This is a genomic window from Enterobacter cloacae complex sp. HYC003_NIDB, assembly GCF_056673375.1.
In genome coordinates, this window is the sequence record NZ_CP114220.1 from 2,490,806 (window position 1) to 2,505,972 (window position 15,167).

Annotated in this window: 12 protein-coding genes and 1 pseudogene; 7 read left to right on the plus strand and 6 right to left on the minus strand. The window is 56.2% G+C overall.

Annotated elements, in window-relative coordinates:
• Window positions 1–102: 102 nt before the first annotated feature.
• Window positions 103–983, plus strand: a pseudogene (locus tag O1722_RS11840) (LysR substrate-binding domain-containing protein).
• Here O1722_RS11840 and O1722_RS11845 read toward each other — a convergent pair.
• Window positions 974–1,897, minus strand: coding sequence for a LysR family transcriptional regulator (locus O1722_RS11845; protein ID WP_032669862.1), 924 nt, complete (start codon window positions 1,895–1,897; stop codon window positions 974–976). The pseudogene O1722_RS11840 and the gene O1722_RS11845 overlap by 10 nt on opposite strands.
• Window positions 1,898–1,913: 16 nt before the next feature.
• Window positions 1,914–2,795, minus strand: a complete 882-nt coding sequence (locus O1722_RS11850) for a LysR substrate-binding domain-containing protein (RefSeq protein WP_033487782.1) — start codon at window positions 2,793–2,795, stop codon at window positions 1,914–1,916.
• A 109-nt stretch (window positions 2,796–2,904) separates the two neighbouring features.
• Here O1722_RS11850 and O1722_RS11855 point away from each other — a divergent pair, with 109 nt between their 5' ends.
• Window positions 2,905–3,489: a nuclear transport factor 2 family protein gene (locus O1722_RS11855; RefSeq protein WP_033487781.1), complete on the plus strand. Its 585-nt coding sequence runs from the start codon at window positions 2,905–2,907 to the stop codon at window positions 3,487–3,489.
• A gap of 117 nt (window positions 3,490–3,606) precedes the next feature.
• Here the strand turns inward: O1722_RS11855 and O1722_RS11860 are convergent, their stop codons facing one another.
• From O1722_RS11860 to O1722_RS11870, 3 genes are all read right to left on the minus strand, one after another.
• Window positions 3,607–4,584 (minus strand): MBL fold metallo-hydrolase, encoded by a 978-nt coding sequence (locus O1722_RS11860; protein WP_100151281.1) that lies wholly within the window; start codon window positions 4,582–4,584, stop codon window positions 3,607–3,609.
• A gap of 107 nt (window positions 4,585–4,691) precedes the next feature.
• A complete protein-coding gene (locus O1722_RS11865) occupies window positions 4,692–5,576 on the minus strand; it encodes an SDR family oxidoreductase (RefSeq protein ID WP_017382335.1) in 885 nt (294 codons plus the stop codon).
• A 111-nt stretch (window positions 5,577–5,687) separates the two neighbouring features.
• Window positions 5,688–6,215 (minus strand): GNAT family N-acetyltransferase, encoded by a 528-nt coding sequence (locus O1722_RS11870; protein ID WP_032653615.1) that lies wholly within the window; start codon window positions 6,213–6,215, stop codon window positions 5,688–5,690.
• A gap of 130 nt (window positions 6,216–6,345) precedes the next feature.
• Between O1722_RS11870 and treZ the strand changes: the two genes are divergently transcribed.
• Genes treZ through glgX form a run of 3 tightly spaced genes read left to right on the plus strand, consistent with a single transcriptional unit; the run spans window position 6,346 to window position 12,689 of the window.
• Window positions 6,346–8,133, plus strand: coding sequence for a malto-oligosyltrehalose trehalohydrolase (gene treZ, locus O1722_RS11875; RefSeq protein WP_033487780.1), 1,788 nt, complete (start codon window positions 6,346–6,348; stop codon window positions 8,131–8,133).
• Window positions 8,130–10,598 (plus strand): malto-oligosyltrehalose synthase, encoded by a 2,469-nt coding sequence (gene treY / locus O1722_RS11880; RefSeq protein WP_033487779.1) that lies wholly within the window; start codon window positions 8,130–8,132, stop codon window positions 10,596–10,598. Before treZ ends, treY begins: the two co-directional genes overlap by 4 nt.
• Before the next feature lie 15 nt (window positions 10,599–10,613).
• Window positions 10,614–12,689 (plus strand): glycogen debranching protein GlgX, encoded by a 2,076-nt coding sequence (gene glgX, locus O1722_RS11885; RefSeq protein ID WP_033487778.1) that lies wholly within the window; start codon window positions 10,614–10,616, stop codon window positions 12,687–12,689.
• Here the strand turns inward: glgX and O1722_RS11890 are convergent.
• The gene (locus O1722_RS11890; RefSeq protein WP_003857118.1) at window positions 12,686–13,234 is read right to left on the minus strand and encodes a winged helix DNA-binding protein; all 549 of its coding nucleotides are present in this window, start codon (window positions 13,232–13,234) and stop codon (window positions 12,686–12,688) included. The two genes, glgX and O1722_RS11890, sit on opposite strands and share 4 nt — an antisense overlap.
• A gap of 224 nt (window positions 13,235–13,458) precedes the next feature.
• Here O1722_RS11890 and O1722_RS11895 point away from each other — a divergent pair, with 224 nt between their 5' ends.
• A complete protein-coding gene (locus O1722_RS11895) occupies window positions 13,459–14,181 on the plus strand; it encodes a DUF969 domain-containing protein (protein ID WP_003857121.1) in 723 nt (240 codons plus the stop codon).
• Window positions 14,178–15,164 (plus strand): DUF979 domain-containing protein, encoded by a 987-nt coding sequence (locus O1722_RS11900; RefSeq protein WP_033487777.1) that lies wholly within the window; start codon window positions 14,178–14,180, stop codon window positions 15,162–15,164. Before O1722_RS11895 ends, O1722_RS11900 begins: the two co-directional genes overlap by 4 nt.
• The last annotated feature ends 3 nt before the right edge of the window (window positions 15,165–15,167 follow it).

The following is a 15,167-nucleotide window of genomic DNA, read 5'->3' on the forward strand; positions in this document are numbered from 1 at the left end:
CTCGGATGAAGGCTTCCATTCTTAACCGGAAGAAGAGGGCTATCAATTGCATCATTTATGCTATTTTAATATGAATTTTATTATCAATAATAAAGGCATGGTATGCAGTTTCGACTGATGCGCAATTTTATCGTGGTGGCGGAAGAGCTTCACATGCATCGGGCGGCGGAGCGCCTTAACATGGCGCAGCCAGCGCTGAGCCAGCAGATAAAAACGCTTGAAGATCGTCTCGGGGTCTTGCTCTTTAGCCGGGCGAATCGTCGCCTGACGCTGACGCCAGCCGGTGAGGCATTTCTCAGTAAAGCCAGAGTCGCGATTTTAATGACCGATCAGGCGATTCTGGATGCCAGACAGACGGCCAGAGGGGAACAGGGCGTGCTGAATCTCGGATGTGTTTCAAGTGCGATATTCGACAGTAAGCTACCCGCCGCGCTGCGGCTTTTACATGAGAAATGGCCCGCCATCAGCCTTTCCATGATGACGGGTAACGTGCAAACCCTTTATACCGGCGTGCAAAGCAACCAGCTGGATGTGGCCATTATTCGTGCCCCGTTACCGCTATTGCCTGACGATCTGCAAAGCCGTCCATTTACAACGGAAAAGGCCTGGCCTTACCTCGTCAACATAGCCTGGCGGGCTCCGCCGCGCTGACGCTTGCGTCGGTGAAAGAGGAGAAGTGGATCGCCCTGCGCGACCCGGAGGGGATGGGGCTGGAGCAATATTTCTATGATGCCTGCCACAGCGCGGGCATACAGCCTGATGTTGTGCAAAATGCCACCGATGTCCCCACGGTGATAAGTCTTGTCTCGGCAGGGTTTGGCATCGCCATGCTGCCGGCTTCAGCGAAGGCGATATGCGTACAAAACGTCGTCTTTGTGGATATTCTTGACCGACTCCGGGAGAGCGAGCTGACGCTGGTTTGCCACCGGATTATTCGCTCTGAGGTCCTGAAAAAATTGATGAGCATCCTCGATCATACCTGACGTCCGGCGGCCTGAAGAAGCTGTTCTCGCAGCCAGCTGTTAGCCGGATCCTGGCTGTTTTTCGGGTGCCAGTACATACCGATGACGATCGGAGGGAGATCCAGCGGCGGCGGAAAAATATCAAGCGTTTGCGTGAACCGTAGCAACATGCGTCTGGGTAGGGTGCAGAGCAAATCGGTACCGGCAACAATCGCAGGCGCCATCGCATAGCTTTGCGTCGACATCACCACGTTACGCTGGTGGCCAAGCCCCGCCAGATGCTGATCGACAAAGCCCGCGAACGGGTCGCCCTCGGATGAAACCACCAGGTGGGAAAGGCTGCAATAGCTTTCCAGATCCATCGGCACCGTACCGCGCGGATGGCCTTTACGCTGGGCGGTGGCATATTCATCGTCAAACAGCTTGCGTCTGACCCATGCATCGTGCGCCCCCGCGTTAACGCCGACATAAATATCCACATCGCCATTTTCCATCTGCGCTGGCAGCAGCGGGGTTTCCGGGAGCGCAAAACGCAGGCGGATGCCTGGTGCTGTGCTGCTAATCTGATTCTGCAACTCTGCCCCCAGCATCAGCGCCGGGTTCTCGTGCAGGGCAATCACAAAGGTGCGGGTGCTGTTATGCGCGTTGAACGTGGTGGGTTCAAGCATCGCCGATATACCCTGCAAAACCGTCGTGACCTGCGGCCTTAACGCCTCGGCGCGCGGCGTAGGTAACACCCCACGTCCGTGTGGGGAAGGGATAAACAGCGGCTCATCGAACAGGACGCGCAGGCGCGCAAGGCGGGCAGACATCGCCGGCTGGCTGATGCCCAGCCGCGCGGCCGCATGGGTGATATTCTGATCCCTGAGTAACGCATCCAGCGTCAGGATCAGGTCCATATCCATATCGGAGGAGGGCATCTTATTGTGCGTCATAGCTTGCTGCCGTTGTTCAACAGGGAAGGTTAGCCATTGCCAGAAAAGCAGTCACTGCATTACCTGGCTCCTGCATGCGGCTGATCATGACCAGATTTGCGGTCAGCGCCTGAGCATTCAGGTTGCGGTAAATCAGTCCGGGTATTTGCACCTGTTGCAGGGGGGCGGGAACCAGCGCCAGACCGAGCCCGGCTGCGGCAAATGCCAGAACGCTTAGCGTACTGTTTGAACGATGTGCCACGCAAAAACCATCCCCGAGCTGCTGCGCCAGCAGCACAGTCAGATTTTCATTGGCGTCATGCGCGTCGTACAGGACCAGGGGATGACCGGCGAGCATTTCAACGGAGAGGTGCGGATGGATGGCTAAGGGATGATCGTCACACATTGCGATTATCATCTCCCAGTTTCCGGTTTTCTGCACCCTGATCTGCGGATCGGCTGTCGTACTGTTATCCGGTGTATAACCGACATCAATATGCCCTGCGAGGATCGCAGCTACCTGTTTCTGGGGAGCGATTTCCTGAATGGTGACTTCTGCATCCGGATGGGTTTTACGGAAGCGACGTACATCGGTAATCATTTTGCCACTAAAAATGGCGTTACCGGCAAAACCGACCCGTACACGCCCTGTCTCTCCCCGTATCGCACGCTGGACTGCCAGACGCGTGTGTTCCATCTGTTCCAGCATCAGTCTGGCTTCGCTGAGAAGAAGCGATCCGGCCTCAGTAAGTTCCACACGACGGCTGGTGCGGATAAACAGCGAACCGCCTAACTCAGTTTCAAGGGCTTTAATCTGCATGCTGAGCGCAGGCTGAACAATATTGAGTCGCTCAGCCGCGCGTCCAAAATGCTCTTCTTCTGCAACAGCCAAAAAATAGCGTAAGTGCCGGAGTTCCATTGCCACCCTGACTCATCATTAAAAATGATTGTTTAGTAAAATATATATATTTGAGTATAAACCGCTTCACGGCCAAACTGAACGCATCAACTCAAACAGGAATCAAACAATGCAAACTCACCAACTGCAAGACCGTCAGGATCTTAACGACCTCATGAATGGCTGGATGCACCGCGACCTGGGCGAATGGGAGCAGCTGCGTAATCTTTTTCATCCGGACGGCACAATCGAAATTACGTGGTTCGAAGGGCTCGCGAGCGATTTTGTCGAGGGTTCCATGCGTATGGGCGCTTCAGATTTGCGCACAAAACATATGATTGGCTCGCCCGTCGTCACTTTTAACGACCGCGGCGACAAAGCGATTCTTGAAACCAATGCGATGATCATCGCTGAAAATATAAAACTTAATATTGGATGCGAATGCCACAATCGTTTCTACGATCTGGCAGAAAAGAGAGAGGGCGTATGGAAGCTGTTCCATCGTCAGAGCATCTACGACATGGCTATTTTCACCTTTCCGCTGGGCCCGGTTGAGATTGATTCAAAAATTGCTGCCAACTATCCGCGGGAATATGCCGCGCTAGCTTATCTGCTGGAACAAAGCGGTTTTCCCCTCGGCCGCGTATTTGCCACGCGTGACAGTGAACTAGAAGCGAATATGAAAGCGAACGCAAAAAAATGGCTGGCTGTCTGACAGGTTGAGCGCAGGGCCGAACAGATTTCGCCGGCTGGTTAATACCCGGCCTCGGGGCCCTGGGCGTGAGATAGCGGTCCCAGGCTGACATATTTAGCCTGGGACGCAGAGACTCTCTTATTGGGCGTCCCGGTTGGTATAGGTCACCGGAACCCACGCGTAGCCTTCCCGCTCACCTTTCTTCACATACCCGATCCCGGGGAAAGGCAGATGTGGCGCCGCAATCAGATCTTTGTTTTTCACAAACTCAGCGAACGCTGCGTTGCGTACCCGGGCGGCTCCGTCCTGATCCTCATCGTAAGCAATCGTCACGTTGGGCTGTGGGAACTGAACCGCGGCAACGTGAATGATGTCGCCGACAAAGGTAATTTTTTCACCTTTGCTCTCCAGCGTGTAGAACGCGGACCCTGGGGTGTGGCCCGGGTGAACCGTACCGCTGATGCCCGGCAGAAGCTGTTCCGTCCCGGAGAAAGTCTTCACTTTCCCGCCATCCAGATAGGGCTTTAAGGTCTTGTGCGCGACGTCGAAGTAGTTCTGGTCATAGCCAGATTTTTTCTGGTTCTCGTCGTTAAAGAAGAAATCGATATCCGGTTTGCCGACATACACCTGTGCACGGGTAAATACGCGCTGACCGTCTTTGACCAGGCCGCCTGCATGATCGGAGTGCGCGTGGGTGATCAGGATATCGGTGATGTCCTGCGGCCTGATACCCTGCGTCGCCAGGCTTTCAATCAGCCGCCCGCCTTTGCCAGGGCCAAAGAGCTGACCGGAGCCGGTATCCACCAGAATTTTGTGGCCGGGCATAGCGATATAGAACGCGTTAATCGATGCTTCCACCGGATTGGCCTGGAAGTTTTTGGCCAGTAACGCATCGGTATTTTCCGCCGTCGTCCGGCACAGTAAGGCGTGCAGGTCCTGCGGCACGCTGCCGTCCGTAAAGGCGGTGACAATCGTATCGCCAACCTGAACGCTGTAGCCGCCGGCCTGCTGTTTCACCACATGCTGCGGAACGCTGGCCACCGCGTGGATCGCGGGAAAGAATAAAACCGAACCGGTCAACAGGGTTGATAACGCAAGTTTTTTCACAGTAAACATGATGGGCTCCTCAATAGTAAGTTCATCATAGTTCAACTGAGATTTTTGAGAACAGCAGGGAAGTGAATGTGACCTATCCATGAAATGGATAGGTCTGAGAGGATGCTTTACAGCACGCCGGTACCGCCGTCAGAGCACCATACTTGTCCGGAGGCGTATGAGCAGGTATCTGAGGCAAAAAGCACATACAGCGGTGCGATTTCAACCGGCTGGCCCGGTCGGCCCAGGGGCGTATCTTCCCCGAATTTCTGAACTTTGGACTGCGGCTGACCGCCGCTGGACTGAAGAGGCGTCCAGTATGGACCTGGCGCGACGGCATTCACCCGAATGCCACGCGGCCCCAGCTGCTGAGCCAGAGACTTGGTAAAGGCCACGTTACAGGCTTTGGTCTGCGCATAGTCCACCAGGATCGCGCTCGGTTTAAACGCCTGAACGGAAGTGGTGTTGATGATCACGGCGCCTTCCTGCAAATGGCGCAGCGCAGCTTTAGTGATCCAGAAGGGGGCATAGACGTTGGTTTTAAACGTCGCGTCGAAATCTGCCGTGGTGAGATCGTCGATCGATTCGCAGTACTGCTGGCGTCCGGCGTTGTTCACCAGGATATCCAGGCCACCCAGTTCCGCGACGGCTTTTTCCACCAGCGTATCGCAGAACGACTCCACGCGAATATCGCCGGGAATGGCGACCGCTTTACGGCCTTCGGCCCGAATCAGCGCAATGACCGATGCCGCATCGGACTCCTCTTCCGGGAGATAGCCAATAGCCACATCTGCACCTTCACGGGCATAGGCGATCGCTACCGCGCGACCAATTCCGGAATCACCGCCGGTAATCAGCGCTTTTTTTCCTGCCAGTTTGCCTGATCCGATATAACTTGTTTCACCGTGATCCGGTATTGGCTTCATTTCCGATGCCAGCCCGGGGGCCCTTTGCGGTTGTTCAGCAAACGGTGGACGAGGGTAATGCAGCGTGTGATTATTTCCTGTAGACATACCGGCCTCCTTAATAGTGAATTCCAAGATTAGTCGTTAATTAAACGTAAGCGGGCAAAATTGACAAATTCAGACAAATCTATCTTCTGGTAGCGGATATAAAATATTTTCTCAAGCCAGCATGTAATACCAGAAAAGGGCGACCTCATCTTTTTCCGGCAGGGCGTTGTAAAGGTAGCGATCGTAACCGCCGAGAATAAACCCATAGTGACGATAGAACTGACAGGCAGAAACATTAACGTTCTGCGTCTCCAGCCGTAACCCGGGCGCATTGAGGCTTCGCGCCCAGACGTGGGTGGCGGACATCAGCTTGTGCGCCGCGCCCGTACGGCGTTTTGAACGCTCCACGGCAATGTAATCCACCGAAATAAATTTATTCCAGTTGCAGGACGCGGTAATAAAACCGGCGATTTCACCGTCATCCGTTTCGGCGATAAGAAATATTGAATCCGGATTAACGCAATGATTTTCCAGCGTCTGGAGATCAAGTTCATAGGTTTTAAGATAAGGTTCGGTCAGCGCCTCGATATGCAAATCACCATTGAGAAATGGCTCTCTGGCAATCTCATCAACCTTGAAAGAAAAATCACAACATTCAAGGCGGGCGAGGTCTGTACTTAATCCTTTTCGAATATGCATAGTATTCCTTAAGTGGGAGTTAGAAATAGATAATAGACGAAGCGGCATCCCCTGCTGGCATAACACTCTGTAGATCCTGGTCTAAGCTTGTATTTCGTTCCGCGTAAAGGTGGTCATTCGAGGACAATGAATGGAATTCAGAACATGTCGCAGGCACTGGGGTGCTGAGTTTATTTCCGATGACGTTGTACGTTTTCGCGTCTGGGCAGAAGGGCAGAAAGATCTCACATTACGTTTAACCGATACCGACATTCCCATGGCGGCGGTGGGCGACGGCTGGTTTCAGATTGACGTGCCCGGCGTCAGGCACGGTACGACTTATCAGTTTGTTTTACAGGATGGAATGGCGGTGCCGGATCCGGCCTCACGCGCGCAGCAGGCTGACGTCAACGGCCCGTCGGTGGTGATCGACCCGCGTCGCAGCCTGCCCACTCAGCGGGAATGGCAAGGACGATCGTGGGAAGAGACGGTGATCTACGAGCTGCATATCGGCACCTTCACCGGGGAAGGAACCTTCAGGGCGGCCATCGACAAACTGCCTTATCTGGCCGGGCTGGGTATTACGCAACTGGAAGTGATGCCCGTGTCCCAGTTCGGGGGCGCGCGCGGATGGGGGTATGACGGCGTACTGCTGTATGCCCCGCACTCGGCTTATGGCACACCGGATGATTTTCATGCCTTCATTGATGCCGCCCACGCGCTCGGGCTTTCCGTGGTGCTGGATATCGTACTCAACCACTTTGGCCCGGAAGGTAATTACCTGCCGTTGCTCTCACCGGCGTTTTTCCATCGGGATCATATGACCCCGTGGGGCAACGGTATTGCCTATGAGGTTGAGGCCGTCCGGCAATACATCGCCGAGGCGCCGTTATTCTGGCTCTCGGAGTATCATCTTGACGGTCTGCGCTTCGACGCCATCGACCAGATCCATGACGACGCTGAGACCCATATTCTTCCCGAGATAGCGCAACGGATCCGCGACGCATTTCCGGATCGGCATATCCATCTGACCACCGAAGACAGTCGCAACGTGATTTTCCTGCATCCGCGCGATGAGCATGGTCAGACGCCGCTTTTCACCGCCGAATGGAATGATGATTTTCACAACGCCGCGCATGTCTTCGCGACCGGGGAATCACACGCCTATTATCAGGATTTTGCCTTTGAGCCGGAGAAAAAACTGGCGCGGGCGCTGGCAGAGGGCTTTGTCTACCAGGGGGAAATCTCGCTTCAGACCGGAAAATCGCGCGGGGTAGAGTGTCGCGAGCAACCTCCGCAGTTTTTTGTCGATTTTATTCAGAATCACGACCAGGTCGGCAACCGTGCCCAGGGGGAGAGGCTTATCTCTCTGGCAGGCGCGGATAAAACGCGTGTGCTGTTTGCGGCGCTGCTTATGTCGCCCCATATTCCGCTGCTGTTTATGGGCGAGGAGTATGGCGAAACGCATCCGTTCCTCTTTTTCACCGACTTCCACGGCGACCTGGCGAAAGCCGTACGGGAAGGGCGCGCGAAAGAGTTTACCGGCCATGCCGGGCACGATGAAACCGTACCGGACCCCAATGACGTAAATACCTTTATGCGGTCGAAGCTTGACTGGAACAAGGCAGACACGGAGGAAGGCAGGGCGTGGCTGCACGCTACGCGCGAACTGATTGCGCTGCGTCAGCGCTTTATCGTCCCGCTACTGAAACAGCGGGGCGCCGTGGAGGGTCACGTCCTGCAAACGGCGCTCGGCATGGTTGCCGTGAGCTGGCGTTTCCCGTCCGGTACGCTGTCGCTGGCGCTGAATATCGGCAAAAAGCCGCTCGCCTTACCGAACCTGCCCGGAAAAACGATCTTTAGCTGGCCGGAGGCAGTCGATAACCTGCCGCCAAACAGCATTGTTGTTCGCTTAGCTGATGGAGAAGCAGCGCTATGATCCCTTCCTCTACTTACCGAATTCAGTTTCGCAACGGCATGACCTTCGATCGCGTGGTGGACCTGATTCCGTATATGAAAGACCTTGGAATTAGCCATCTTTACGCGTCGCCTGTTTTCACCGCAACCACGGATTCCACCCACGGCTATGACGTGACCGACCCCAACGAAATCGACCCGGCGATTGGCGGGCGGGAAGGGTTTGACCGCATGGCGGCAGCGCTGAAGCAGGCGGGGATGGGGCTGATTCTGGATATCGTTCCTAACCATATGTCGACCTCGCTGGAAAACCGCTGGTGGCGCGATGTTATAGAACAAGGCAGGCAGAGCCGCTATGCGGCATATTTTGATATCGACTGGTCCCGACCGCTGACGTTGCCGTTTCTTGGCGACACCTTTGAAGCCGAGCTGGAGCGGGGGGCTATCACCTTAAAACGTGACAGTGTCACCAACAGCGCAGCGCTGGTTTACTATGATACCGCCTATCCGCTTAATCCCGGCACGTATGCCGAAGGCAAGAGCATCGCTGAGATCCACGAGGCGCAAAGCTGGCGGCTGATGTCCTGGCGGGAAGCGCCGAAACAGCTTTCATGGCGGCGCTTTTTTGAAATCACCGGGCTGGTCGGCGTGCGGGTAGAGGATGAGGCGGTCTTCGCAGACACGCACCGCCTGATCCTTGAGCTTGTTCACGCCGGGGTTGTCGACGGCCTGCGCATTGACCATGTGGACGGGCTTGCCGATTCGCTGGGCTATTTGCAGCGCCTGCGTGCGGCGACCGGATCGGATTGCTACATCACGGTTGAGAAGATCCTCGCCAAAGGGGAACAGCTTCCTCAGGGGTGGCCGGTCTCGGGTACTACGGGCTATGAGTTTATTGCCTCGCTGGCGGAAGTGCTGGTGGATGATACCAACCTCTCGCGACTGGAGACGCTCTACGACGAGACGCTGGGTACGACCGTGGACAGGCAGGCGGAACTTCGCAAAGCCAAAGGGCTGATGACCGATCGTAATTTTGAAGGTGAATTTACCACGCTGCTCAAAATCGCCAGCGAGCTGGCCGGGCATAACGGCGCCGAAGTGGAGCATGAGGATATCCGCCATGCCCTGCGCGAGCTGCTTATCGCGTTTCCGGTGTATCGCACCTACGGCACCGGAGAAGGGCTGACGCCACCGGATGTGGCGCTGCTCAGTCGCGTGGTCGCCAGCGTCGACACCTCTGAACCCGCTCTCAGCCTGATCGTGCGTATTCTTACCGGCGATCTGCCTGAGGATGACCACGCGCTGGCCTCGCTTTTCCGCACCCGTTTTCAGCAACTGACCGGGCCGCTGATGGCGAAATCGGTAGAGGATACGCTGTTCTTCCGCCATAACCTGGAGCTGGCCCTGAACGAAGTCGGCGCTGACCCGACGCCGCGCGCATTTTCACTTTCCCGTTTTCATCAGGAGATGCGTATTCGTCTTGCCCGCCAGCCCGATGCGCTGCTGGGAACCTCCACCCACGACACCAAACGCGGCGAGGATGCGCGAGCGCGACTATACACGCTGACGGAAGCGCCAGATCTGTGGGGGGAAAACCTGGCGCGCTGGCGCCAGATGAACCAGACGCAGGTCCGATTCCTCAACGACGGCACCGCGCCGAACGCCGCCGACACCTGGATGATCTTCCAGGCGCTGGCGGGCGTCTGGCCAGCCACGCTGTCGCCTGACGATCGTGATGGTCTCAAGTCACTGGAAGAGCGTTTCCTCGGCTTTATTGAGAAAGCCCTGCGCGAGGCCAAGCAGCGTACCGACTGGATCGACAGCAACGAAGGGTACGAGAGCGTGGTGCTGGACTACGTGCGCCATCTGCTCTCCCCGGATAACACCCTGTTCCTGCGTGATTTCAGTGCCGCACTCCAGCCGTTTATTCGGGCTGGGTTAATGAACAGCCTGAGCCAGACGGTGATCAAGCTGACTGCGCCAGGCGTACCGGACATCTACCAGGGCAGCGAAGGGCTTAACTTCAGCCTGGTCGACCCGGATAACCGCCGCGAACCGGATTTCACCGCGCTGGCGGAAAACCTCAGCGTAGCGGATGGAACCATTTTTAACGATGCGCAACGCTGGCGAGACGGCAGCGTGAAGCAGTACGTCACCGCCACGCTGTTACGGCTGCGGCCGCATTACCCCGCGCTTTTCCGCTACGGCGACTGGCTGCCGCTGAAGGTGACCGGCGAGCGGGAAGAGAATCTGATCGTTTATGCCCGCATAAAAGATGACGAGGCGCTGATCGTCGCCGTGCCGCGTCTGGTGTTTGACGTCACCGACAATGCGATGCTTTGGGCCAATACTACGGTGGCCATACCCCAGGAGCTGGCCGGGAAGCACTACCGGGATCTGTTTACCGGTGAGCGTCGCCTTCTGCCAGAGACGCTGGATTTAACGTCTGAAAAGGGATGTTTGTTGGTTCTGCTTACCTGCGAATAATCGAGGAGAACAAAAATGCCAAAGGATACAACGTTTGAAATTCGGGCCGGTCATGGCCAACAGTTGGGCGCAAATTATGACGGGAAAGGAGTGAATTTCGCCCTGTTTTCCGCCCATGCGGAGCGGGTGGAGCTGTGTTTGTTTGACCCATCGGGAAAAACAGAAATCACCCGCCTGGAACTGCCGGAATATACCCATGAGGTCTGGCACGGTTATGTGCCGGATCTGAAACCGGGGGCGCTGTATGGTTACCGTGTGTATGGCCCTTACGATCCGGAGAACGGTCACCGCTTCAATCCCAATAAGCTGCTTATTGACCCCTATGCCCGTGAACTGGTGGGTGACATTGAGTGGAACGATGCCCACTTCGGCTATGAGCTGGGACACGATGAGCTGGATCTCAGCTTTGATACGCGAGACAGCGCGCCGTTTACGCCCAAATGTAAGGTCATCGACCCCAATGCCGTCGACTGGCAAGACTCCCGCCGACCCGATATCCCGTGGCCGCATACCGTGGTTTATGAGAGCCACGTAAAAGGCTTTACCCAGCTTAACCCGGCTATTCCGCCTGAACTGTGCGGTACGTTTGAGGGGATGGGGCATAAAGCGTCGGTGCAGTACATCAAAAGCCTCGGGATTACCTCGGTCGAGCTGCTGCCGGTTCACTGGTTCCCTGACGATCAGCACCTGCTCGATCGCGGTCTGAAAAACTTCTGGGGCTATAACTCGCTCGGTTTCTTTGCGCCAGCGTCACGCTATTACGGCCCGGCGGGGATCCAGGGTTTCCGCGACATGGTGCGTGCCTATCATGACGCGGGCATCGAGGTGATCCTCGACGTGGTCTATAACCACACGGCGGAGGGCAACGAGCTGGGGCCAACCCTGTCGTTTAAGGGAATTGATAACTTCTGTTATTACCGCACCATGCCGGATCAGCACCGGTATTACATCAACGACACCGGCACCGGGAACACCGTTAATACTTCCCACCCGCGCGTATTGCAGATGGTCATGGACTCCCTGCGTTACTGGGCAGAATCGATGCAGATTGACGGTTTCCGCTTTGACCTCGGGACCATTCTCGGACGTGAGCCGGAGGGGTTCGATCCGCGCGGCGGCTTCTTCGATGCCGTGACCCAGGATCCGGTGCTGTCGAAGCTGAAGCTCATCGGTGAGCCGTGGGATATCGGCCCCGGCGGGTATCAGGTGGGAGGCTTCCCGCCTGGCTGGGGTGAGTGGAACGACAAATACCGCGATACGGTACGTGAATACTGGAAGGGGGATAACGTCTCTAACGATTTTGCCGCCCGTCTGTTAGGGTCCGGTGATTTGTACGATCTGCGCGGGCGTCGTCCGTGGGCCAGCGTCAATTTTATTACCGCGCATGACGGCTTCACGCTGAACGACCTGGTGTCGTACAACGAGAAACATAACGCCGATAACGGGGAAGATAATAACGACGGACATAACGATAACCGGTCGTATAACTACGGCGAAGAAGGGCCGACGGAGAACCCGGATATCATCGCCACCCGCGAGCGGCAAAAGCGCAACTTCCTCACCACGCTCTTCTTCTCGCACGGTACGCCGATGCTGCTGGCAGGGGATGAGTTTGGCCGGACGCAAAAGGGCAATAATAACGGCTACTGTCAGGACAGCGAGATCTCCTGGGTAAACTGGAAAGGGCTCTCTGAAAACGACGAGAAGCTGCGCGACTTTACCCGTCGGTTGATTGCCCTGCGCGCGACGCAGCCGCTGCTGCGACGTGAGAACTGGCGCGACGGGCTGGAGATCCGCTGGTTTAACGCCGGCGGCGGACCGCAGCAGTCGGAACAATGGGACGAGGGTTCCACCCTTGGTCTTGCCATCAGCCGCCCGGATCTTAAGCAGGAAGAGGGCGTCTGGCACGACGTGCTGATGCTGTTTAACCCGTTTGAAGGTACGGTGCCATTCCAGATCCCGCAGTTTGGTGAAGGGGGTTGGGTGCTGGAGCTTTCGACGGCGGATGAGGCCCCCACAGGGGAAATCATCACGGAATCCGTCGATTATGAACTGGCCGGGCGGAGTATGACGCTTTTCCGCCGTCCTTAAAGCGAGGCCGCCGCGCGTGCGGCGGTATCATACAGGGAGGAGATCGCGCGGAGTAACTGCGCGGTCTCGCCAATTGATGCTCCCGGAATGCCGCTTTCCGCATGAATGTTGATCAGGCAGGCCTCCCGCACCTCCCGGTACTTCATGCACAGCGCTTTTCCCTCCTCCGTGGTGGAGAAAAAAAGCTCTTTTCCGGCTTTCTCGCTGGTGACATATCCCGCCTTGACCAGCTTTTTCAGCGCATACGTCACCACGTGGGTATCTTCCACGTTCAGCACAAAGCAGATGTCGGCCAGCTTTTTCTTGCGGTTGCGGTGATTCACGTGGTGCAGAAGCGAAACGTCAAAGGCCCCCATATCCGGTTCACCCGCTGCGGTCATGCAGCGCACCATCCATTTGTTAAACGCATTGCTGGTCATGATCAGCGCATATTCCAGCTCTGATAATTCAGCACACCGCTCTGAGACGAGATGACGGGAGGAGACGATTCGCCCGTCCGCAATATCGTCGTGGTTTAACGCTGTCGTCTTTTTCTTAACTGTCATAACGATCCTTCCCCCGAAATGTAAACCCGTCGATAAAATAAGAACATTTTATTGATAAATTGTTTACATGTTTTTGACGTTCAGATATAGCTTTTTAGTGCAGGTTCTGTGGAGCCTGACGCAAAACACAACATCGCGCGCCGTAATGCACCGGCTTCGCTCTGCTGCGAAGTATAAAAAATAGCCGTCGGCGCGCAACGCTCACTTTGGATAGGGTAACGTTTATGGACAGTTCTACACTGTTGCCACTTATCGGGATTCCGGTGGTGGTTATTGGTTTTGCACTGCGTTTCAACCCGCTGCTGGTTGTCGTGGTGGCGGGGCTGGCGACGGGCCTGCTGGTTGGCATGGATTTCGGTATGCTGCTGGAAACCTTTGGCGAAAAGTTTGTGAATAGCCGATCGCTTGCCACCTTCATTCTGATCCTGCCGGTGATTGGCCTGCTGGAGTATTACGGGCTGAAAGAGCGCGCCCAGGCCTGGGTAGCGAAGATCGCCAGCGCCACCTCGGCGCGTATCCTGATGCTCTACTTTGTCGCCCGCGAAGGGACGGCTGCGCTGGGCCTGATGTCCCTTGGCGGCCACGCGCAAACGGTGCGTCCGCTGCTGGCGCCGATGGCGGAAGGGGCGGCCCTGAATGAATACGGCGAACTGCCGCAGACTATCCGCGACAAAATCAAAGCCCATGCCGCCGCGTGTGACAATATCGCGGTTTTCTTTGGGGAAGATATCTTTATCGCCTTTGGCGCGGTACTGCTGATTGATGCGTTCCTGAAAGAGAACGGGATCGAGGGGATCGAACCGCTGCATATCGGCCTGTGGGCCATTCCGACCGCTATTGCGGCACTGATCATACATATGACGCGTCTGCTGCGCCTCGACGCCAGCATTCGTCGCGACGTGATGGCCTGGAAAGCAGAGCAGGGTACGCAGGAGATCGCACCATGATGACCCTCATCACCATTAACCGCGTGTATTACCTGATCGGCTTCGTCGTGATGCTGCTGGTTGTGATGACCCTTCGCGACCGCGCTAACCCGAAACGCTATACCACGGCGCTGTTCTGGTTTCTGTTCGGCGGGATCTTCCTGTTTGGCGATCTGATGGTGCAGGAGCTGGGTAAGTCGCTGGCGTATCGCATTATTGGCGGCGCCGTTATCATGATTGCGCTGCTGGCCGGTTTCGGGCTGGTCGGGAAGGGGCACTATAAAATGTCCACCGAGGAGGAGCGTGTTGCCTCGTCGAACCGGCTGAAAAACTGGCTGTTTTTACCGGCACTGATGATCCCCGTGGTAACGGTCATCGGGACGCTGTTTCTGAAAGGCGTGTCGATTGGCGGCGTTTATCTGCTCGACCAGAAACAGCTTACGCTGGCGGCGCTGTGCGTGGCCTGCGTGGCGGCTATCCTTACCGGCTGGTGGCTGACAAAAGGTACGCCGCTGCATGCGGTGCGTCAGTCGCGTCGGCTGGTCGATACCATTGGCTGGGCGGTGATCCTGCCGCAGATGCTCGCCATGCTCGGCGGGGTGTTTGTGGTGGCGAATACCGGCGAATCGGTACAAAAGGTGGTCAGCCTGTTTGTGAACCCGGACAGCCGCTTCATGCTGGTGGTCATTTACTGCGTGGGGATGGCGCTGTTTACCATGATCATGGGTAATGCCTTCGCAGCCTTCCCGGTGTTAAGCGCCGGTATCGCTCTGCCATTCCTGATTAACGTCCATCACGGTAACCCGGCGCCGCTGCTGGCTATCGGTATGTACGCAGGCTATTGCGGCACGCTGATGACGCCGATGGCCGCCAACTTCAACATTGTGCCCGCCGCGCTGCTGGAGCTAAAAGACAAATATCAGGTTATCAAGATCCAGATCCCGACCGCGTTAACCCTGCTGGTGGTGAACGTGTTCTTAATGTATTTCCTCGTGTTTCGCTAAGGA